This is a genomic window from Pseudomonas sp. Z3-6 (assembly GCF_051131985.1).
Taxonomy (GTDB): Bacteria; Pseudomonadota; Gammaproteobacteria; order Pseudomonadales; family Pseudomonadaceae; genus Aquipseudomonas; species Aquipseudomonas zanjanensis.
Window position 1 is genome coordinate 483324 of the sequence record NZ_CP071644.1, and the last position, 20407, is coordinate 503730.

Below are 20407 nucleotides of genomic sequence, written 5' to 3' on the forward strand. Positions count from 1 at the left end.
CTACTGGAATTGAGGAGCGCTATGGATATCACTGAACTGCTGGCCTTCAGCGCCAAACAGGGGGCGTCGGACCTGCACCTGTCCGCCGGGCTGCCGCCGATGATCCGCGTGGATGGTGACGTACGGCGGATCAACCTGCCGGCGCTGGACCACAAGCAGGTCCATGAATTGATCTACGACATCATGAACGACCGGCAACGGGTGGATTACGAAAAGTTTCTGGAAACCGACTTTTCCTTCGACGTGCCGGGCGTCGCGCGGTTTCGGGTCAACGCCTTCAACCAGAATCGCGGCGCGGGGGCGGTGTTCCGGACCATTCCATCGAAAGTCCTGACCATGGAAGACCTGGGGATGGGCGAAGTGTTTCGCAAAATCACCGAGGCGCCGCGCGGGCTGGTGCTGGTGACCGGGCCGACCGGCTCAGGCAAGTCCACCACCCTGGCGGCCATGATCGACCACCTCAACAGCCACAAGCACCATCACATCCTCACCATCGAAGACCCTATCGAATTCGTTCACGAACCGCGCAAATGCCTGATCAACCAGCGCGAGGTGCACCGCGACACCCAAGGCTTCTCCACGGCCTTGCGTTCAGCCTTGCGGGAGGACCCGGACGTGATCCTGGTGGGCGAGATGCGCGACCTGGAAACCATCCGCCTGGCGCTGACCGCCGCTGAAACCGGGCACCTGGTGTTCGGCACCTTGCACACCACGTCGGCGGCAAAGACCATCGATCGGGTGGTGGACGTGTTCCCCGGCGACGAGAAGTCGATGGTTCGCTCGATGTTGTCGGAGTCGTTGCAAGCGGTGATATCCCAGACGCTGATCAAGAAGATCGGCGGCGGCCGGGTCGCGGCCCATGAAATCATGCTGGGGACCTCGGCCATTCGGAACCTGATCCGGGAAGACAAGGTGGCGCAGATGTACTCATCCATCCAGACCGGCGGCTCGCTGGGGATGCAGACGCTGGACATGTGTTTGAAGGATTTGGTGAACAAGGGCTTGATCAGCCGCGAACATGCCCGGGAGCGGGCGCGTACGCCGGATAATTTCTAGGGTAGGAGGCAGTACCGCGTTGTGGCGAGGGAGCTTGCTCCCGCTGGGGCGCGGAGCGGCCCTGAAGGCGGCTGCCTGGAACTGTCTGGGTGACGGTGGCGTCTGGTTTGGGGCTGCTTCGCAGCCCGGCGGGAGCAAGCTCCCTCGCCACAAGGGCCATGCGAGCTTTTCGGATCAGCGCTGAACCACGCGCATCGCCCCAGGCTCTTTCGGCAGCACCCGTTTGGCGACCACGTAATGGGTATTCCAGTACGGTTTGTTCAGCGTGTCGATGGTCACCGACTTGCCACGGCGCGGGGCGTGGATGAAGCGGTCGTTGCCCAGGTAGATGGCCACGTGGTTGACCCGGCGGCTCTTGAGCTTGAAGAAAATCAGGTCGCCGGGCTTGAGGTCCTTGCGCTCGACTTTCTCGCCATGACCAGCAGCCATGGCGTTGGAGGTGCGCGGCAGGTCGAACGTGGCGTCGTTGAACGCGTATTTCACCAAGCCACTGCAATCGAAACCTTTACTTGGGCTGCTGCCGCCCCAACGATAAGGTGTGCCGAGCACATTCACGGCGCGGCTCAGCACGTTGCTGGTCGTCTTGGTCGCCATGGGTGGCACCAGGCGACTGTGAGCGGTGCTCACGCGCTGGACGCCCTGCTTGTTCTTGCTCGGAGGAGCAGAAACATGGGATTTCGGGGTGTAGCCGTTGACGTTGGGAAGACGTTGCTCACGATTGGTGGCGTGGGCGGCCAGTGGCAATAATAGGCAAATGGTTAGCCATGTCTTGAAAAATGGACGCATTAGGCAGGGCTCATAAAGGTTAGCGCGCAACTTTATAACAGCTTTTTTTGCCATTCCGAGGCCGTTTGTCGATCCGAAACCCAGCGTAAACCCTGCACCACTGCGGCAATTTGACTTGATTGTCCGACAGAAGCCCGGTACCACGGGCGTTTCCTCGGTCCGAGTCGTCCAGGACCGCTTGTCGGCGAGACACAAAAAAGTCACAAAAAGTCAGAACAAATTTTTCTATCGAGGCAAAAGAGGCATTCATGAACAGCTATCAGCAGGACGCAATCCGCGATACCCACAGCAAAGTCATCGGGTATCTGCTGTGGATTTTCGGTTTTACCGGCGCTCACCGTTTCTATTATGGCAAGCCGGTCACGGGCACGATCTGGTTTTTCACCTTCGGCCTGCTGGGCATCGGTTGGTTGATCGACCTGTTCCTGATCCCGGCCATGGACCGCGAAGCGGACCTGCGTTTCACCCCCGGGCCCATCGAGTACAGCGTGGCTTGGATTCTGCTGACGTTCCTGGGGGTGCTGGGCGTACACCGGATGTATCAGGGCAAGTGGCTCAGCGGGATCCTCTACCTGCTGACCGGTGGGGTGTTTTTCCTTGGGGTGCTGTATGACTTCTGGACGCTGAATGATCAGGTGTCGATTCGGAATGCGCAGAAGCGTGGGGCTTTTCACTAAGCCAGTCAGATCGAGTCGCCTGCATTCGCGAGCAAGCCCGCTCCCACAGGGATCGTCGGTGAGCACATTATTGTGAGCACCTCGGACCAAGTGTGGGAGCGGGCTTGCTCGCGAAGCAGGCGACGCGGTTTTTCAGGCCTGGTGAGTGATGCGCCCATCCATCAGCGTATAACGCACCACGCCCGGCAGGCTGTGGCCGAGGAACGGGCAGTTGTCGCCCTTGGAGCGCCAGGCTTCACCGGCCACGGTTGACGCGGCTGGGTCGAACAGCACCAGGTCCGCTGCTGCGCCCACCGCGAGTTTCCCCGCCGGCAGTTGCAGCGCCTGGGCCGGGCCGGCGCTCAGGCGCGCCAGCAAGGTCGGCAAATCCAGCAAACCGTCTTCCACCAGCGTCAGGGCCAGCGGCAGCAGCAGTTCGACGCTGCTGATGCCCGGTTCGGTGGCGCCGAACGGAGCCAGCTTGGCATCGCGCTCGTGGGGTTGGTGATGGCTCGAGATGGCCGAGATCACGCCAGATTTCACGGCCTCGCGCAGGCCATCGCGGTCGGCGCGAGTGCGCAGCGGCGGCTGGACGTGGTAGACGCTGTTGAAATCGATCAGCGCTTCGTCGGTGAGGATCAACTGATACAGCGCGACGTCGGCGGTCACCGGCAAGCCGCGGGCCTGGGCCTGGGCGATCAATGCGGCGCCGCGGGCACTGGTCAGTTGGCTGAAGTGGGCGCGCACGCCGCTCTGTTCCACCAACAGCAGGTCCCGGGCCAGGGCCACGGTCTCGGCGGTTTCCGGGATGCCCGGCAGGCCGAGGAAGCTGGCGGTCGGGCCTTCATGGGCGAGGCCACCTTCGGCCAGGTCATGGTCCTGGGAGTTGAAAATCACCGTCAGGCCGAAAGTCGCCGCGTATTCCAGGGCACGGCACAGGGTACGGGTGTTGCGGAAACTGTTCAGGCCATTGCCGAACGCCACGCACCCGGCGTCACGCAGGGCGATGAGCTCGGCCAGTTGTTCGCCTTCCAGGCCTTTGCTCAGTGCGCCAATCGGGAAGACCTTGGTGTTGCCGGCTTCACGGGCGCGGTCGAGGATCAGTTCGGCCACGGCCGAGGTGTCCAGCACCGGTTTGGTCTGCGGCGGGCAGCACAGGCTGGTCACGCCACCGGCGGCGGCGGCGCGGGTTTCGCTGATGATGCTGCCTTTGCGGCTGTAGCCCGGTTCGCGCAGGGCAACGTTCAGATCCACCAGGCCGGGCGCGGCCACCAGGCCTTGGGCGTCGAGGATTTCGGCGGCGACGAAACCTGTCGGCGCCGCGCCAAGGGCGACGATCTTGCAGGCATCGATATGAATATCAGTCACTTGATCCAGGCCGCTGGCTGGATCGATCACGCGTGCGCCGAGAATGCTGAGCTTCACTGGGCGTTCTCCTGGTCGAATTGGCGCTGGGCCGTTTGTCCGCTCATGGCCATGGACAGCACGGCCATGCGGATGGCGATGCCGTAGGTCACCTGGTTGAGGATCACCGAGTGCGGCCCGTCGGCCACCGCCGACTCGATCTCCACGCCGCGGTTGATCGGGCCTGGGTGCATGACGATGGCATCCGGCTTGGCCCCGGCCAGGCGCGCCGTGGTCAGGCCGAACAGGCGGTAGAACTCGCCTTCGCTGGGCAGCAGGCCACCGGTCATGCGCTCGCGTTGCAGGCGCAGCATGATCACCACGTCCACATCCTTGAGGCCTTCGGTCATGTCGGTGTAGACCTTCACGCCGTATTGCTCGACGCCGATGGGCAGCAGGGTTTTCGGCGCGATCACGCGGATGTCCGGGCAACCGAGGGTCTTGAGGGCCAGCATGTTCGAGCGGGCCACCCGCGAGTGCAGGATGTCACCGACGATCGCTACGGACAGGTTCTCGAAGCTGCCCTTGTGCCGACGGATGGTCAGCATGTCGAGCATGCCCTGGGTCGGGTGCGCGTGACGGCCGTCGCCGCCGTTGATGATCGCCACTTGCGGGCAGACATGTTCGGCAATGAAGTGCGCCGCGCCCGAATCACCGTGGCGCACGACAAACATGTCGGCGGCCATGGCTTCAAGGTTGCGCAGGGTGTCGAGCAGGGTTTCGCCCTTGCTCGCCGAGGACGTGGACACGTTGAGGGTGATCACGTCCGCCGACAACCGCTGGGCCGCCAGTTCGAAGGTGGTGCGGGTGCGGGTGGAGTTTTCGAAGAACACGTTGCACACGGTCTTGCCGCGCAGCAACGGGACTTTTTTAACCGCCCGGGCGCCGACTTCGAGGAAGGAGTCGGCGGTGTCGAGGATTTCCGTCAGCAGCTCGCGGCGCAGGCCGTCGAGGGACAGGAAGTGCCGCAGCTGGCCCTGATCGTTGAGCTGCAGCGGGCGCTTGGTTTCGAGAGGCGTCATCGCGATGGACTCTTACAAGGGCAGTTAAAGGGCAAGGTCTTGCAGTTCGAGTTGCAGCGGCGACGGCCCGGAGAGCTTGACCCGCTCGTGGACGGCCAGCGTCAGCGTCGCGCCGACCACGTTCGGTCGGATCGGCAGCTCGGCGGCGTCCAGGTCCAGCAGGCACACCAACGTCACGCTGGCCGGGCGACCGTAGTCGAACAGTTCGTTCATGGCGGCGCGGATGGTCCGGCCGCTCATCAGCACGTCGTCGATCAGCACCAGGTGCTGGCCTTCGATCTCGAACGGCAGCGCCGAGGGGCGTACCTGCGGGTGCAGGCCGTTCTGGCTGAAGTCGTCACGGTAGAAGGACACGTCCAGGGTGCCCAGCGGCGATTGGCTGCCCAGTGCTTCGAGCAAGGCCTGGGCGACCCAGACGCCACCGGTGCGAATGCCGATGTAGCGCGGTTCGCTGATGCCGCGTTGTTCCAGGTGTGCCGTGAGACGAATCGCCATCTGGCTGATCAGTTCGGCAGGATTGGGCAGGCTCATGCTGGCTCCTTCAGGTTCCCGGGCCGGTGGTGAATGGCGCGGTCTATCGCTAAGAGAAAGCGCCTTGGCGGCGCTTTCAAAAAATCAGGTTTCGAACAGGGCGGCGTTGGCGTCGAGCCAGCCTTGCAGCAGCAGGGCGGCGGCGATGGCGTCCACCGGGTTGTCGCGGTAACTGCCTTTCTGTCCGCCGCGCACCAGGCGCTCGCCCTTGGCCTCGAAAGTGGTCAGGCGCTCGTCATGGGTATAGAAGGGCAGGTTGTAGCGGCCATTGAGCCGGCGGGCGAACTTTTCCGCGCGCAGGCACATGTCACTGGGCGTGCCGTCCATGTTCAGGGGCAGGCCGACCACCACGGCATCGGGTTTCCATTCCTTGATCAGCGCTTCGACCTGGTTCCAGTCCGGCACGCCATTCTGCGCCTTCAAGGTGCACAACTCGCGGGCCTGGCCGGTAATGACCTGGCCGACCGCTACGCCGATCTGTTTGGTGCCGTAATCGAAGCCCAGCAGCAAGCGCAGGGCCATCAGGCGTGTCCTGCCTGGCTGGTGAGCAGGCTGAGGTTGACTCCCAACCGGCTGGCCGCCGCTTCCAGGCGCAGTTCGCTGCTGGTATTGAACAGGATGTCGGCGTCGAACGGGCAGGTCAGCCAGGCGTTATCCGCCAGTTCGGCTTCCAGTTGCCCGGGCTCCCAGCCGGCATAGCCGAGGGCGATCAGGCTTTTCGCCGGGCCGACGCCATCGGCGATGGCGAACAGCACGTCCTGGGAGGTGGACAGCGATAAACCGTCCAGGTCCACCGTGGCCTGGAATTTGGGGCCCGACGGATGGAGCACGAAACCGCGATCGGTCTGCACCGGGCCGCCAATGAAAATCGGCACGTGCTGGCACAAGAGTGGCGGTTCCACCTCGGGCCGCAACTGCTCGAGAATGTCCGCCAGGTTCAGCTCTTGCGGCCGATTGACCACCAGCCCCATGGCCCCATTGGCCGTGTGCTCGACGATGTAGGTCAAGGTGTGGGCAAAGTTCGGATCGGCCATGTGCGGCATGGCAATCAGGAAGTGATGCTTGAGGTAGGTGGGGCTGACGTTTTTCATAGGCGCTAGTGTGGCGGCGCAGGGGCGAACTGACAAGCTGGGGATGTGCAGGAAATGCCTCGATCTGGAAGGAGACACCAGTCAAATGTGGGAGCGGGCTTGCTCGCGAAGGGGCCAGTACATCCGACGGATCTCTTGTGGCAGGGCCGCCGTCTTCGCGAGCAAGCCCGCTCCCACAGTAGATCAGCCGCGGGTTCAGGCGCCATGTCCACCACTGATGCAGCTCAGTTACTGGAAAGCCGGTCACCCCGGGCGAACTTCCAGGTGCGGATGATTTCCAGCCGGTCGATGTCCGACAGGTCCCCGGTAAACGGTGCGAACGGTGCGGCCAGGCGCACGATGCGCTGGGCTGCCTGGTCCAGCAGCGGTTGGCCGGAGGATTCGAGCACCAGCACTTCATACAACGAGCCGTCGCGGTTGATTGAGACCATGAGCCGCAGGTTGCCGTAGATCTGTTTGCGCCGCGCTTCGTCGGGGTAGTTGAGGTTGCCGATGCGCTCGACCTTCTTGCGCCACTCGTCCTTGTACCAGGCGCCCTTGTCGCGCATGGTCGAGGCGGCGCTCAGGCGGTGGATGCGCGGGCGCTTGGCGTAGAGCTGTTGCTCCTGGGCCAGTTCGGCTTCCAGGCTGGCGATATCGCTGGACAGCTGGGAGCTGTCGAAGGTGGGCACCGGGGCCTGGGGCTTGGGATCGGGCTTGACCTCTTCCTTGACCGGGGCTTTTTTCGGCTTCGGCGCCACGGTGGTCACGGCTGCCTTGGGCGCCGTTTCCCGCACTTCGGGCTTGGCCGTCGGCGGCGGGGTGACTTTCTGCACCGTGCTGTCCTGGAACGGCGCGATTTCGGTGGTCTTGGGGGTCGCCTTTTTTTCCAGGGTGCCGCTGCCTTGCTGGTTTTCCTGGGCAAGGAAATCGGCCTTCTCGGGCTTGGCCTCGCTCTTGAAAGTGGCCAGGGTAATTTCCAGGGTCTGGCTGATCTGCTTGGGCTCGACTGTGGCAAACCCGACGCCCAGCAGCAGCGCCAGGTGGATCAACGCCGCCAGGAACAGGGTAAAACCGAGGCGATCAGCCGGGCGCACGCCACGATGGGCGAGCTCTTGGGGCAGATCGGACGGAAGTGTCATGACAAGGAAACCAACATCGCGTTTTTTTCAGGCCGGGCATGATAACGCAATGTGGGTTTCCTTCAGCAGATCTGGATCAACGAGCCTTGAGCTTCTGATCGATGGCATCCATCAACATGCCGCCGATGTCCGTGCCAAAGGCGTTGTCGATCTCGCGAATGCACGTCGGGCTGGTGACGTTGATTTCTGTCAGGTGCTCGCCGATCACGTCCAGGCCCACGAACAGCAGGCCTTTCTCACGCAGGGTCGGGCCGACCTGGGCGGCGATCCAGCGGTCCTTCTCGGTCAGCGGTCGCGCCTCGCCACGGCCACCGGCCGCCAGGTTGCCGCGGGTTTCGCCGGCTGCCGGAATGCGCGCCAGGCAATAGTCCACCGGTTCGCCGTCAATCATCAGGATGCGCTTGTCGCCATCGACGATGGCCGGTAGGTAGCCTTGGATCATGATCTGTTGCTGGCCGTGCAGGGTCAGGGTTTCCAGGATCACCGACAGGTTCGGGTGGCCGGCGGTGTGCCGGAAGATCGAGGAACCGCCCATGCCGTCCAGGGGCTTGAGGATCACGTCGCCGTGATGGTCGGCAAATGCGCGCAACACGTCCGGGCGACGGCTGACGATGGTTGGCGGCGTGCATTGCGGGAACAGCGTGGCGAACAGCTTTTCGTTGCAGTCGCGCAGGCTCTGGGGCTTGTTGACCACCAGCACGCCAGCGTTTTCAGCCTGTTCCAGCAGGTAGGTGGAGTACACGAACTCCATGTCGAACGGCGGATCCTTGCGCATCAGGATCACGTCCAGGTCGCTGAGCAGCGCATCGCTTTCATCGCCCAGCTCGAACCATTTTTCAGGGTTGGCGAAGACCTTTAGCGGCTTCATCCGCGCCCGTGCCTGGCCTTCGGCCTGGTAGAGGTCGCGCTGCTCCATGTAGAACAGCTCCCAGCCGCGCTTCTGAGCGGCCAGCAGCATGGCCAGCGAGCTATCCTTCTTATAGGAAATGCTGGCGATAGGGTCCATGACAATGCCGACGCGTACGCTCATGGCTTGGTTCCTCGAAATATGATGGGCACATAATGGCGTGAAAAAGTGGCGTCAGAGTGGCGCCCGGAAGATTGGCGGTCAAGGAAAAACCACCGCGCCGAGCGGCCGATAGATCGGCGATGGAGACTGTGCTAAAAAGGCTGCCATGTGACGTGCGGGCCTTGAACATCAAGGGTTTGCGCTGTCGTTCACACTTACGCGTTAAAAATCGGTCCGCAGTGGCAATGGCAGAGCATCTCACGCAGCAGCAACCCAGCGCCTTGAAGGTCATGGTCATCGACGACTCGAAGACCATCCGCCGCACCGCCGAAACCTTGCTGCGCAACGTGGGTTGCGAGGTGATCACGGCCATCGACGGTTTCGATGCCCTGGCCAAGATCGCCGACCATCATCCGGGCATCATTTTTGTCGACATCATGATGCCGCGCCTCGATGGCTACCAGACCTGTGCCCTGATCAAGAACAACAGCGCGTTCAAGGCCACGCCGGTGATCATGCTGTCGTCCCGGGACGGGTTGTTCGACAAGGCCAAGGGGCGCATCGTCGGTTCCGATCAGTTTTTGACCAAGCCGTTCAGCAAGGAAGAACTGCTGGGGGCGATACAGGCCCATGTCCCGGGCTTTGCCGCTGTCCAGCCGCACCAGGCACATTAATGACACTCGGCCAACGGGCCCGGGGTCAACAAGAAAAATGGGGAACACCATGGCACGAGTTCTGATCGTCGATGATTCGCCGACTGAAATGTACAAACTGACCGGCATGCTGGAAAAGCACGGCCACGAGGTTCTGAAGGCCGAGAACGGCGCCGATGGCGTGGCCCTGGCCCGCCAGGAAAAACCCGATGCGGTGCTGATGGACATCGTCATGCCCGGCCTCAACGGCTTCCAGGCCACGCGCCAGTTGACCAAGGACCCGGACACCGGCCATATCCCCGTGATCATCATCACCACCAAGGACCAGGACACCGACAAGGTCTGGGGGACGCGCCAGGGCGCGAAGGACTACCTGACCAAGCCGGTGGACGAAGAAACCCTGATCGCGACCCTGAACAAAGTATTGGCGGGTTGACGGCGCGGCCATGAGCCAGTCCCTGACGGCCTTCGAACTGCTGTTGCAGATCGACCGGCGTTGCCGGCTTCTGGGGGCGGACCTGCCCTCCCAGCCGACCCACCGCGCCGGCTGGAGCGGCATCGGCTTTCGCCTGGGCGAGCACTGGTACGTGGCGCCGATGGGCGAAGTCAGCGAAGTGCTGCACGAGCCACGTCACACGCACTTGCCCGGGGTCAAGCCGTGGGTACGTGGTGTGGCTAACCTGCGCGGACGCTTGTTGCCGTTGATGGACTTGTGCGGGTTCTTCGGCCATGAACTGTCGACCGTACGCAAGCAGCGGCGCGTGCTGGTGGTGGACCACGACGAAGTGTTCGCCGGGTTGCTGGTGGACGAAGTCCTTGGGCTGCAGCACTTTGCCCAGGACAGCCTGGAACCGACGCTGGTGGACGACCACGACGGCCCGGAAGCAGCCTTCGTCAAGGGCCGGTTTGGCGGCGAGCGCGAGTGGCAGGTGTTCAGCCCGTTTGCCCTGGCGCGGTCTCCGGGGTTCATGGATGTGGCGATTTAACCAGAAATATTGGGTGAATGGGCTGGCCTCTTCGCGAGCAAGCCCGCTCCCACATGGATCTGCCGTGAACTCAAATTGTGTGAGCGCCATAGATCAAATGTGGGAGCGGGCTTGCTCGCGAAGGAGGCGACTCGGTCTGACAGGTGAGTAAAGCAGTTGCCCCAGGAACAGCCGTAAGTTGGATTGGGCAGTACAGGCGAAAATCGATGATCAAAGCAAAAACAGGCAAGCCACTGGAAGCGTCGCGCAGTCGTTCGCAGATCATCGTGCTGTTCGTCGCGCTGATCGTCTTCATCATGCTGCTGTTCGCCAACTTCGCTTACCTCAACACTCAATCCACCTATGACAAACAGTACATCGGCCATGCCGGTGAGCTGCGGGTGCTGTCCCAGCGCATCGCCAAGAACGCCACCGAGGCCGCCGCCGGCAAGCCCGCGGCGTTCAAGCTGCTCAGCGACGCGCGCAATGACTTCGCCCAGCGCTGGGGTTACCTGAAACAGGGCGACCCGGTGACCGGCCTGCCGCCTGCGCCCGCCACCCTGCGTCCACAGATGCGCGCCGTGCAGCTGGATTGGGAGCGCCTGCTCAAGAACACCGATGCCATCCTCTCCAGCGAGCAGACCGTGCTGTCGCTGCATCAGGTGGCAGCCACCCTGGCTGAAACCGTGCCGCAGTTGCAGGTCGAGTACGAAAAAGTCGTCGAGATCCTGCTGCAACGTGGCGCGCCGGCTGCCCAGGTGGCGATGGCCCAGCGCCAGTCGCTGCTGGCCGAACGGATTCTCGGCGCGGTGAATACCGTGCTGGCGGGGGACGAAAATGCCAGCCAGGCGGCTGACACCTTTGGTCGCGACGCGGCGCGTTTTGGCCAGGTGCTCAATGGCATGTTGCGAGGTGATCCGGCCTTGAAGATCTCCCAGGTCCAGGACCGCGATGCCCGGGCACGCCTGAGTGAAATCAGCGAGCTGTTCGAATTCGTCTCAGGCTCGGTGGATGAAATCCTCGAGACCTCGCCGGAGCTGTTCAAGGTCCGCGAGTCGGCCGGCAACATCTTCAACCTGTCGCAGACCCTGCTCGACGAGGCTTCGCACCTGGCCACGGCCTTCGAAAACCTCGCCGGTGGGCGCTCCGTCAACACCATTGGCGGTTATGTGCTGGGGCTGATGGCGCTGATGTCGATCATCCTGATCGGGCTGGTGATGGTCCGCGAGACCAACCGCCAGCTCCACGAAACCGCGGAAAAGAACGAGCGCAACCAGAACGCGATCATGCGGCTGCTGGATGAAATCGAAGACCTGGCCGACGGCGACCTGACCGTCACGGCCTCGGTCACCGAGGACTTCACCGGCACCATCGCCGACTCCATCAACTACTCGGTGGACCAACTGCGCGACCTGGTGGCGACCATCAACCTCACCGCCGGCCAGGTTGCCGCCGCCGTGCAGGAAACCCAGGCCACGGCGATGCACCTGGCCCAGGCTTCCGAACACCAGGCCCAGCAAATTTCCGAAGCATCGACTTCAATTAATGAAATGGCCCAGTCCATCGACCAGGTGTCGGCCAATGCCGCCGAATCGTCGGCGGTGGCCGAGCGCTCGGTGGAAATCGCCAACAAGGGCAACGAGGTGGTGCACAACACCATTCATGGCATGGACAACATTCGCGAACAGATCCAGGACACCGCCAAGCGCATCAAGCGCCTAGGGGAGTCGTCCCAGGAAATCGGCGACATTGTCAGCCTGATCGACGACATCGCCGACCAGACCAACATCCTCGCCCTCAACGCCGCCATCCAGGCGTCCATGGCCGGCGATGCCGGGCGCGGGTTCGCGGTGGTGGCCGATGAAGTGCAGCGCCTGGCCGAGCGTTCTTCGGCGGCGACCCGGCAAATCGAGACCCTGGTGCGAGCGATCCAGGCCGATACCAACGAAGCGGTGATTTCCATGGAGCAGACCACCACCGAAGTGGTGCGCGGTGCACGACTGGCCCAGGATGCCGGCGTCGCCCTGGAAGAAATCGAAGGCGTGTCCAAGACCCTGGCGGCGCTGATCCAGAGCATCTCCAACGCGGCGCAGCAACAGACCACCTCGGCGGGGCAGATTTCCTTGACCATGAACGTGATCCAACAGATCACCACGCAGACTTCGTCGGGCTCCACCGCCACCGCCGAAAGCATTGGCAACCTGGCGAAAATGGCCAGTCAGCTGCGCCGTTCGGTGTCGGGGTTTACCTTGCCGACGGCGCCTGTGGTGGATGAGGACAAGGTGTGACAGGCCGGATCTGCATATTGAGAAGGGTCATGTGGCGAGGAAGCTTTTGTGGCGAGGGAGCTTGCTCCCGCTGGGGGGCGCAGCCGCCCCAAAGATTTCGTGAGCGCTGCGCACTCAAGCGGGAGCAAGCTCCCTCGCCACAAAGGCTGATGTAATCCTGCGGCATACGACTGTTGATTTGGAGTGGTTATGGGTGATCGGCACGACTACGTGGCCCTGGAATGGGTCAAGGGCGAGATTGCCGAAACGCTGAAGCAGGCTCATCTGGCCCTCAACCGCCTGGTGGACGATCCCCAGGCGGCGGATGCCCTCGGGCAGTGCCTGGCCTGCATTCACCAGGTCCACGGCGGCCTGCAGATGGTCGAGTTCTACGGTGCGGCGCTGCTGGCCGAGGAGATGGAGCAGCTGTGCGCCGCCCTCGAGGACAACCGCGTCACCCATCGCGACGAAGCCATCAGCCTGTTGAGCCAGGCCCTGGGGCAGTTGCCGATCTACCTTGACCGCGTACAAGGTGCCCGCCGCGACCTGCCGTTGGTGGTACTGCCCTTGATCAACGACCTGCGCAGTGCCCGGGGCGAGAGCCTGCTGTCGGAAACCAGCCTGTTCAGCCCCGAACTGCCCGATATTGCGCCGCTTGACGACGAGGCCTTGCAGCGCCTTGAACCCGCCGACCTGCCAAACACCTTGCGCAAATGGCGCCAGACCCTGCAAATGGCCCTGGTGGGCCTGCTGCGCGAACAAGACGACGCGACCCACCTCGGTTACCTGGCCAAGGTCTTCCAGCGCCTGGAAACCTTGTGCGCCGGCGCGCCGCTCAATGCGTTATGGCAGGTGGCCTCGGCGCTGGTCGAAGGCATGCGTGACGGGCGCATCGCCAACAGCCCGGCGCTGCGCAGCCTGTTCAAGGAAGCCGACAAGGAACTCAAGCGCCTGCTGGACCAAGGCATGCCCGGCATCAATCAGCCGGCACCGCCGCACCTGCTCAAGAGCTTGTTGTTCTATATTGCCAAGGCCGAACATCCCAGCGGGCAGATGCAGATCATGAAAGAACGCTACTCACTGGACGACGCGCTGCCCGACAGCGCCATGGTCGACGAAGAACGCGCGCGCCTGGCCGGGCCCGACCGCGATGCCATGCGCTCGGTGCTCGCCGCGCTGTGCGAGGAGTTGGTGCGGGTCAAGGAACGCCTGGACCTGTTCGTGCGCAGCGATCGCCAGCACGCCTCGGAACTGGACAGCCTGCTGGCGCCGCTGCGGCAAATCGCCGACACCCTGGCGGTGCTGGGCTTCGGCCAGCCGCGCAAGGTCATCATCGATCAACTGGCGGTGGTCCTGAGCCTTGCCCAAGGCCAGCGCGCGCCGGATGACGCGACCCTGATGGATGTCGCCGGGGCCTTGCTCTACGTCGAGGCGACCCTGGCCGGCATGGTCGGCACCGTCGAGCCCGAGAGCCGCGAAGACACGCACCTGCCCACCACCGACCTGACCCAGATCCACCAGATCGTCATCAAGGAAGCCCACACCTGCCTGCAACAGGCCAAGGACATGATCGTCGACTACATCGACGCGGACTGGAACAGCGAGCAACTTCAGCCCTTGCCGGCACTGCTGACCCAGGTGCGCGGCGCGCTGGCGATGATCCCCCTGGGCCGCGCCGCCAGCCTGGTGGAGGCCTGCAACGCGTTCATCCGCGACCACCTGCTGCTGGAGCAGGCCCAGCCGGGATGGGAGGAGCTCGATCACCTGGCCGACGTGATCACCGGCCTGGAATACTACCTGGAGCGCTTGAGCGAAGACCCGGAAACCCCTGGCGAGCCGTTGCTCGATGGGGTCGAGCGGAGCCTGGCCGCGCTCGGCTATTACCCTGACGAAGCGCGGGTGCCGGTGCTCGATGATGTGTTGAGCCCCAACGAAGCCCAGGTCATGCAGGACTTGCAGGAGCTGGACGACCCGCAGACGGTGCAGTCCTTGGCCGAGGTGCTGGCCAGTCCGGTGTCGGCGGTCAATCCGCCGGCCCGGAGCACCCCGGGCAGCCTGTTGCCGCCACCACTGGACGAAAGCCCGGTGGACGACGAATTGCGCGAGGTCTTCCTCGAGGAAACCGCCGAGGTGCTCGACGTTCTGCGTGAGTACCTGCCGCGCTGGGGCGCGCATCCCGACGATGCTGTTGCCCTGGGCGAACTGCGCCGGGCGTTCCATACCTTGAAAGGCAGCGGCCGGATGGTGCGGGCGCTGGTGCTGGGCGAGCTGGCCTGGGCCGTGGAAAACCTGCTCAACCGGGTGCTGGAGCGCAGCGTCGAGCCGGGGGCGTCGGTCCGTCAGCTGATCGAAGATACCGTGCAGTTGTTGCCGGACCTGGTGGCCGAATTCGCCGCCAATCGCCAGCGCCAGCGTGACGACGTCGACCGCCTGGCCGCCCGCGCCCATGGCCTGGCCAAGGGCGGCGATGAAGACGATGACGACGAGCAGGATGTAGCCGCTCTCGATCCGCTGCTGTTGAAGATCTTCGACAACGAAGCCCAGGGCCACCTCGCCAGCCTCAATCGTTTTCTCGACCAGGCGGCCGACCACCTGCCGTTGCAGGCCAGCGATGAATTGCAGCGGGCCTTGCACACCCTCAAGGGCAGTGCGTCCATGGCCGGCGTGCTGCCCATCGCCGAGCTGGCGGGTGCGATGGATGAGCTCGCCCGGGAATACCGGGCGCACCTGATCGCCCTCGACCTGGATGAGGTGGAATTGCTGCTGGAGGCAGAGGGACTGCTGCGCCTGGGCCTGCGCCGGTTGCACAGCGAACCGCTGACGCCGATCCCCGGCGCCGGGGACCTTATCCAGCGCGCCCAGGCGCTGCTGGCCGAGCGCCTGCACGCCGCCAACAGTGCGCCGGGCAAAGCCCTGAGGACCAAGCGCGATCCACAATTGATCAACAATTTCCTTGCCCAGGGCATGGACATCCTGCTGGACGCCGAGAGCCTCTTGCAGCGCTGGCAGCAGCACCCTGGCGAAGGCCAGGAATTGAGTGCGCTGCTGGATGAACTGACTACCCTCGGCGAAGGCGCGCACTTGGCCGACCTGCACCCGGTGGACGAACTCTGCGAAGCCCTGCTGGACCTCTACGGCGCGGTGGAAGAAAGCAGCCTGGCGGTCAGCGATGAATTTTTCCAGCAAGCGCAGCGCGCCCATGAAGCGCTGATCGACATGCTCGATGAGCTGGCGGCCGGGCAGCACGTGCGTCCGCAACCCGAGCGGGTACAGGCCCTGCGTCGCTTGCTTCAGGAGAGCCTCGACCCGTCGGCCACCGGCCTGATCCGCAGCGACGGCAGCCGCACCTTGAGCATCCGCGAACTGGGCCACGCGACGGCGGAAATGGAACGTGACACGCCCGCCGAGACCTCGATGGAAGATGACCTCGCGTCGATTTTCCTCGAAGAGGCCCAGGACATTCTCGAAAGCGCCGCCCAGGCCTTGCAACGCTGGTTGGCCGATCCGGACAATGGCGCGCCGTTGTCCTCGCTGCAACGTGACTTGCACACCCTCAAGGGTGGCGCGCGGATGGCCGACATCCGGCCGGTGAGCGACCTGGCCCAGGAGCTGGAAAACCTCTACGAAGGGCTGGTGGACCGGCGCTACAGCTACAACGAGGAACTGGCGCAGTTGCTCGATAACAGCCACGAACGCCTCGACCTGTTGCTTGGGCAGTTGCAACAGGGCCAGCCGTTGGGCGATCCCGTTGCGCTGATCGACGCCATCCGAAGGTTCCGCCAGGACAAGCCGAACGCCATCGAGACGAGCGCCGCGGCCCAGGCCGACGGCACCGGCCATGATCCCGAGTTGCTGGAAATCTTCCTTGAAGAAGGCTTCGACATCCTCGACAGCTCGGGCGCGGCGCTGCTGCGCTGGCAGGAAGAACCGTCGAACCGCCAGGCCGTGGAAACCCTGCTACGGGATTTGCACACCCTCAAGGGCGGCGCGCGGATGGTGGAAATCGGCCCCATCGGCGACCTCGCCCACGAACTGGAAAACCTCTACGAAGGCCTGTCGGCGGGCCTGCTCCAGCCGACCCCGGCGCTGTTCGCCTTGTTGCAAAGCAGCCATGACCGACTGGCGCAGATGCTCGATGCGGTGCGCGCCGGTCACCCGTGCCCACTGGCCGACCGGCTGATCGCGCAGATCCAGGCGGTGAATCATCCCCAGGAAAGCGCGGCGCCACAGGCTGTTTCGACACCGGAGCCGGTCCCCACCGCTAGCGTAAGTCTTCCCACGGCGCCGGCAAGACCGGACCCTGGCGCAGCGGGCGACGGTGCGGACATGGTCAAGGTCTCCGCCGAACTGCTCGACGACCTGGTGAACCTGGCGGGCGAAACGTCGATTTTCCGTGGGCGCATCGAACAGCAAGTCAACGACGCGCGCGTGGCCCTGGGCGAAATGGAAACCACCATCGAGCGCATGCGCGACCAGTTGCGGCGCCTGGACACCGAGACCCAGGGGCGGATTCTCAGCCGCCAGCAAGTGGAGGCCGAGCGCCTGGGCTACGAAGAATTCGACCCGCTGGAAATGGACCGGCATTCCCAGTTGCAGCAATTGTCCCGGGCGCTGTTCGAGTCCGCGTCGGACTTGCTCGAACTCAAGGAAACCCTGGATCGCAGCAACCACGACGCCGAAGTCCTGTTGCAACAGCAGGGGCGGATCAACACCGAGCTCCAGGAAGGCCTGATGCGCACGCGCATGGTGCCGTTCGAACGCATGCTGCCGCGGCTCAAGCGCATCGTCCGGCAAGTGGCGCAGGAATTGGGCAAGGACGTGGAATTCGTGGTCGGCAATGCCGACGGCGAGATGGATCGTAATGTCCTGGAACGCATGGCCGCGCCGCTGGAACACATGCTGCGCAACGCCGTCGACCACGGCCTGGAGTCGGCCGACGTGCGCATCGCCGCCGGCAAGCCCGCGCGGGGGCGCATCAGCCTCGACCTGTCCCGGGAGGGCGGCGACATCATTTTCGACATCCGCGACGACGGTGCCGGCGTGCCGCTGGAAGCGGTGCGGCGCAAGGCGATCAAGCGTGGCCTGTTGGCGCCGGACAGCGACATCAGTGACCGCGACGTGCTGCAGTTCATCCTGCAACCGGGGTTTTCAACCGCGGAAAAAATCACCCAGATCTCTGGGCGTGGCGTGGGCATGGACGTGGCCCACGAAGAGGTGCGGCAGTTGGGTGGCAGCATGGTCATCGATTCCACGCCGGGGCAGGGCGTGCATTTCCGCATTCGCCTGCCGTTTACCGTGGCGGTGAACCGGGCGTTGATGGTGCATTGTCACGACGACCAGTACGCGATCCCACTGAACGCCATCGACAGCATGGTCCGGGTGTTGCCCGCCGAACTGGACGGCTATTACCAGCTCGATCCGCCGACCTACACCTACGCCGGGCAACGCTATGAGCTGTGCTATCTGGGCGAGTTGCTGAAAACCGGCGGCCGCCCGAAATTGCTGGGCCAGAGCCAACCCTTGCCGGTGTTGCTGGTGAAGTGCAACGAGCGGCACGTCGCCGTGCAGGTGGACGCCATCGCCGGGACCCGGGAGATCGTGGTCAAGAGCCTGGGGCCGCAATTCGCGGCGGTGCAGGGCTTGTCCGGGGCGACGATCCTGGGGGATGGCCGGGTGGTGTTGATCCTCGACCTGCTGGCGCCGATCCGCGCCTTGCCCCACCAGGTTCCGCGCCGCCAGGTGCCGGCCGAAGGCGAGGGCGAACCGCAACGGCCACTGCTGGTGCTGGTGGTGGATGACTCGGTGACGGTGCGCAAGGTCACCAGTCGCCTGCTGGAACGCCATGGCATGCATGTCCTGACCGCCAAGGACGGCGTGGATGCCATGGCGCTACTGGCCGAACACGCGCCCGACCTGATGCTGCTGGACATCGAAATGCCGCGCATGGACGGTTTCGAAGTGGCCACCCAAGTGCGCAACGACCCGCGCCTGGCGCACCTGCCGATCATCATGATTACCTCCCGCACCGGCCAGAAACACCGCGACCGCGCCATGGCCATCGGTGTCAATGACTACCTGGGCAAGCCGTACCAGGAATCGGTGCTGCTCGACAGCATCGCCCACTGGAGCAAAACCCATGCATGAGCATCGCACCAGCCACCTCACCGGGTTATTGCTGCCCTTGGCCGACCGACACCTGATCCTGCCCAACGTGGCGGTGGCCGAACTGATCGACTACCAGAGCAGCGTCTTCGATTTGGACACTCCACCGTGGTTCCTGGGCTGGGTGAGCTGGCGCGAACGGCAGATCCCGCTGTTGAGCTTCGAGTCGGCCTGCGGCCAGAAAACCGTGATGGGCGAGCGCGTGCGCATCGTCGTGCTCAACGCCCTGGGCGGGCGCCCGGAACTGCGCTTCATCGCTTTGCTGGTCCAAGGTATTCCACGTTCCTGCAAGCTCGACAGCCAGTTGAGCTACGTCGACGTGCCGCTGTGCGGGCTGGAGCAGGCGGCGGTGCAGGTGGGGGAGCATGTAGCGAAAGTGCCAGATTTGCTGGCGTTGGAAGAGTTGGTGATTGCGGCGGGATTGGTCGGCAACTGAGCCCAAACTGTGGGAGCGAGCTTGCTCGCTCCCACAGGGCAGGCCCTCATCCGGATGTCGCAAACCGTGGCGAGGGAGCTTGCTCCCGCTGGGCTGAGAAGCAGCCCCATAAGGGGCTGTTAAGTCCTTTTATGGGGACCGACTTAAGTGTCAAAGCTTGATAAGTCCCAATAAGGGACCTATCGTTCCCCTTTTGGGACTGTAGACTGCTTATATGAACCCTCTTTCTCTCAGCGACGCGCTGTTCACGGCCACTCAGCAGCGAGTCTTGGGCTTGTTGTTTGGTAAGCCTGATCAAAGCTTCTATGCCAACGAAATTGCCCGCTGGGCCCAAGTAGGCAAAGGCAGCCTCATGCGCGAGCTGGAGCGCCTGCAACGCTCAGGCGTGCTCACCATGACTCGTCTGGGCAATCAAACCCATTATCAAGCCAATCCACACTGTCCGATTTACGCTGAACTGCTGGGCATCGTGCGCAAGACCATCGGCATCGCCGAACCGTTACGCCTGGCATTGGAGCCCTTTTCAGAGCAACTGTGCTGGGCGTTCGTCTATGGCTCCATCGCCAAGGGCCAGGCGAACACATCCAGTGACATAGACCTCATGCTGATCGGCGAGGGCCTGCACTACAGTGAAGTCATGGAGCGGCTCCTGCCTCTGGAAGAACAACTGGGCCGCCCCCTCAACCCTACGCTCTAGACGCCCCGGGACTGGGCAGCAAAACTTGCGGCCGGCAACAGCTTCGTGGTGCGGGTAGCGCAGCAGGAGAAGATCGACTTGCTGGGTGAAAACCCTTTGGAAACCAAGGATGGACAAGCACCAAAACCTGGAGAACCTGTCACATAGCGGCGGCCTGAAAACCGAACCACCGGATCGCCAGGAATGTGAAGGCCTGATGCGTTCAGCCGTGGATCGCTTGAAGGATGCCCAAACCACTTCCCTCTCTTTCTCAAGTCGATTCGACCTGGCATATAACGCCGCCCATGCCTTGGCGCTCACGGCGCTACGTTTGAGCGGTTATCGGTCGGACAAACGCTATCTGGTCTTCCAGTGCCTGATTCACACGGCGGATGCGAGCAAAGTACAGGTCCGGTTATTCGTTGTGTCATGAGCGGCGCAACCTCGCCGAGTACGAGGGTTATATGGACGAAGACCATGCACTCCTTACGCAAATGATTGAGAACGCGGCAGAATTGCTCGAACGAGTCCAACAGTTAATGGCTAAAACTTAATACCCGTGGTGAGTGGAC

16 protein-coding genes and 2 pseudogenes are annotated in these 20407 nt (G+C 63.4%); 10 read left to right on the top strand and 8 right to left on the bottom strand.

What is annotated here, in order from left to right:
• Positions 1-21 precede the first annotated feature (21 nt).
• Positions 22-1056, top strand: a complete 1035-nt coding sequence (locus tag J3P88_RS02180; RefSeq protein WP_053126225.1) for a type IV pilus twitching motility protein PilT — start codon at positions 22-24, stop codon at positions 1054-1056.
• A gap of 174 nt (positions 1057-1230) precedes the next feature.
• Here the strand turns inward: J3P88_RS02180 and J3P88_RS02185 are convergent, their stop codons facing one another.
• Complete coding sequence (locus tag J3P88_RS02185) at positions 1231-1842, bottom strand: C40 family peptidase (protein ID WP_434573761.1); 612 nt, start codon at positions 1840-1842, stop codon at positions 1231-1233.
• Between the two features lie 248 nt (positions 1843-2090).
• On the opposite strand from J3P88_RS02185, the gene J3P88_RS02190 reads away from it, so the two are divergent.
• Positions 2091-2519 carry an NINE protein gene (locus tag J3P88_RS02190; RefSeq protein WP_057449544.1) on the top strand — a complete coding sequence of 143 codons (429 nt, stop codon included), beginning with the start codon at positions 2091-2093 and terminating at the stop codon, positions 2517-2519.
• Between the two features lie 132 nt (positions 2520-2651).
• Here J3P88_RS02190 and J3P88_RS02195 read toward each other — a convergent pair whose 3' ends face one another.
• The 7 genes from J3P88_RS02195 to gshB all read right to left on the bottom strand — a co-directional run bounded on the left by J3P88_RS02195 (position 2652) and on the right by gshB (position 8697).
• Positions 2652-3923 carry a dihydroorotase gene (locus J3P88_RS02195; RefSeq protein ID WP_427002102.1) on the bottom strand — a complete coding sequence of 424 codons (1272 nt, stop codon included), beginning with the start codon at positions 3921-3923 and terminating at the stop codon, positions 2652-2654.
• On the bottom strand, positions 3920-4924 hold the full coding sequence (locus J3P88_RS02200; RefSeq protein ID WP_003177495.1) for an aspartate carbamoyltransferase catalytic subunit: 1005 nt from the start codon (positions 4922-4924) through the stop codon (positions 3920-3922). The genes J3P88_RS02195 and J3P88_RS02200 overlap by 4 nt, the downstream gene beginning before the upstream one ends.
• Positions 4925-4948: 24 nt before the next feature.
• Complete coding sequence (gene pyrR, locus J3P88_RS02205) at positions 4949-5455, bottom strand: bifunctional pyr operon transcriptional regulator/uracil phosphoribosyltransferase PyrR (RefSeq protein ID WP_434573764.1); 507 nt, start codon at positions 5453-5455, stop codon at positions 4949-4951.
• Between the two features lie 84 nt (positions 5456-5539).
• Entirely contained in the window at positions 5540-5977 is a 438-nt protein-coding gene (ruvX, locus tag J3P88_RS02210; RefSeq protein WP_003177497.1) for a Holliday junction resolvase RuvX, read from the bottom strand.
• Positions 5977-6546 carry a YqgE/AlgH family protein gene (locus J3P88_RS02215; protein WP_186710357.1) on the bottom strand — a complete coding sequence of 190 codons (570 nt, stop codon included), beginning with the start codon at positions 6544-6546 and terminating at the stop codon, positions 5977-5979. Before J3P88_RS02215 ends, ruvX begins: the two co-directional genes overlap by 1 nt.
• A gap of 224 nt (positions 6547-6770) precedes the next feature.
• Positions 6771-7667, bottom strand: a complete 897-nt coding sequence (locus J3P88_RS02220; protein WP_434573766.1) for a TonB family protein — start codon at positions 7665-7667, stop codon at positions 6771-6773.
• 76 nt (positions 7668-7743) lie between these two features.
• Complete coding sequence (gshB, locus tag J3P88_RS02225; RefSeq protein WP_434573768.1) at positions 7744-8697, bottom strand: glutathione synthase; 954 nt, start codon at positions 8695-8697, stop codon at positions 7744-7746.
• A 224-nt stretch (positions 8698-8921) separates the two neighbouring features.
• On the opposite strand from gshB, the gene J3P88_RS02230 reads away from it, so the two are divergent.
• The 8 genes and pseudogenes from J3P88_RS02230 to J3P88_RS02265 all read left to right on the top strand — a co-directional run bounded on the left by J3P88_RS02230 (position 8922) and on the right by J3P88_RS02265 (position 20389).
• Positions 8922-9350, top strand: a complete 429-nt coding sequence (locus J3P88_RS02230) for a response regulator (protein WP_092170757.1) — start codon at positions 8922-8924, stop codon at positions 9348-9350.
• Positions 9351-9399: 49 nt separating this feature from the next.
• On the top strand, positions 9400-9765 hold the full coding sequence (pilH, locus tag J3P88_RS02235) for a twitching motility response regulator PilH (protein WP_018609535.1): 366 nt from the start codon (positions 9400-9402) through the stop codon (positions 9763-9765).
• 10 nt (positions 9766-9775) lie between these two features.
• Positions 9776-10315 carry a chemotaxis protein CheW gene (locus J3P88_RS02240; RefSeq protein ID WP_186729233.1) on the top strand — a complete coding sequence of 180 codons (540 nt, stop codon included), beginning with the start codon at positions 9776-9778 and terminating at the stop codon, positions 10313-10315.
• A 206-nt stretch (positions 10316-10521) separates the two neighbouring features.
• A complete protein-coding gene (locus J3P88_RS02245; RefSeq protein ID WP_434573771.1) occupies positions 10522-12582 on the top strand; it encodes a methyl-accepting chemotaxis protein in 2061 nt (686 codons plus the stop codon).
• A 189-nt stretch (positions 12583-12771) separates the two neighbouring features.
• Positions 12772-18705, top strand: coding sequence for an Hpt domain-containing protein (locus J3P88_RS02250; protein ID WP_434573773.1), 5934 nt, complete (start codon positions 12772-12774; stop codon positions 18703-18705).
• Positions 18698-19159: a chemotaxis protein CheW gene (locus J3P88_RS02255; RefSeq protein WP_434573774.1), complete on the top strand. Its 462-nt coding sequence runs from the start codon at positions 18698-18700 to the stop codon at positions 19157-19159. Before J3P88_RS02250 ends, J3P88_RS02255 begins: the two co-directional genes overlap by 8 nt.
• Before the next feature lie 214 nt (positions 19160-19373).
• A pseudogene (locus tag J3P88_RS02260) lies at positions 19374-20003 on the top strand (nucleotidyltransferase domain-containing protein).
• Positions 19966-20389, top strand: a pseudogene (locus J3P88_RS02265) (hypothetical protein). The pseudogenes J3P88_RS02260 and J3P88_RS02265 overlap by 38 nt, the downstream one beginning before the upstream one ends.
• The last annotated feature ends 18 nt before the right edge of the window (positions 20390-20407 follow it).

What these genes read in the sequence shown, in the direction of transcription:
- J3P88_RS02180 (WP_053126225.1), top strand. Translation starts at nt 22, where the DNA reads ATGGATATCACTGAACTGCTGGCCTTCAGCGCCAAACAGGGGGCGTCG.
- J3P88_RS02185 (WP_434573761.1), bottom strand. Translation starts at nt 1,842, where the DNA reads ATGCGTCCATTTTTCAAGACATGGCTAACCATTTGCCTATTATTGCCA.
- J3P88_RS02190 (WP_057449544.1), top strand. Translation starts at nt 2,091, where the DNA reads ATGAACAGCTATCAGCAGGACGCAATCCGCGATACCCACAGCAAAGTC.
- J3P88_RS02200 (WP_003177495.1), bottom strand. Translation starts at nt 4,924, where the DNA reads ATGACGCCTCTCGAAACCAAGCGCCCGCTGCAGCTCAACGATCAGGGC.
- pyrR (WP_434573764.1), bottom strand. Translation starts at nt 5,455, where the DNA reads ATGAGCCTGCCCAATCCTGCCGAACTGATCAGCCAGATGGCGATTCGT.
- ruvX (WP_003177497.1), bottom strand. Translation starts at nt 5,977, where the DNA reads ATGGCCCTGCGCTTGCTGCTGGGCTTCGATTACGGCACCAAACAGATC.
- J3P88_RS02215 (WP_186710357.1), bottom strand. Translation starts at nt 6,546, where the DNA reads ATGAAAAACGTCAGCCCCACCTACCTCAAGCATCACTTCCTGATTGCC.
- J3P88_RS02220 (WP_434573766.1), bottom strand. Translation starts at nt 7,667, where the DNA reads ATGACACTTCCGTCCGATCTGCCCCAAGAGCTCGCCCATCGTGGCGTG.
- gshB (WP_434573768.1), bottom strand. Translation starts at nt 8,697, where the DNA reads ATGAGCGTACGCGTCGGCATTGTCATGGACCCTATCGCCAGCATTTCC.
- J3P88_RS02230 (WP_092170757.1), top strand. Translation starts at nt 8,922, where the DNA reads ATGGCAGAGCATCTCACGCAGCAGCAACCCAGCGCCTTGAAGGTCATG.
- pilH (WP_018609535.1), top strand. Translation starts at nt 9,400, where the DNA reads ATGGCACGAGTTCTGATCGTCGATGATTCGCCGACTGAAATGTACAAA.
- J3P88_RS02240 (WP_186729233.1), top strand. Translation starts at nt 9,776, where the DNA reads ATGAGCCAGTCCCTGACGGCCTTCGAACTGCTGTTGCAGATCGACCGG.
- J3P88_RS02245 (WP_434573771.1), top strand. Translation starts at nt 10,522, where the DNA reads ATGATCAAAGCAAAAACAGGCAAGCCACTGGAAGCGTCGCGCAGTCGT.
- J3P88_RS02250 (WP_434573773.1), top strand. Translation starts at nt 12,772, where the DNA reads ATGGGTGATCGGCACGACTACGTGGCCCTGGAATGGGTCAAGGGCGAG.
- J3P88_RS02255 (WP_434573774.1), top strand. Translation starts at nt 18,698, where the DNA reads ATGCATGAGCATCGCACCAGCCACCTCACCGGGTTATTGCTGCCCTTG.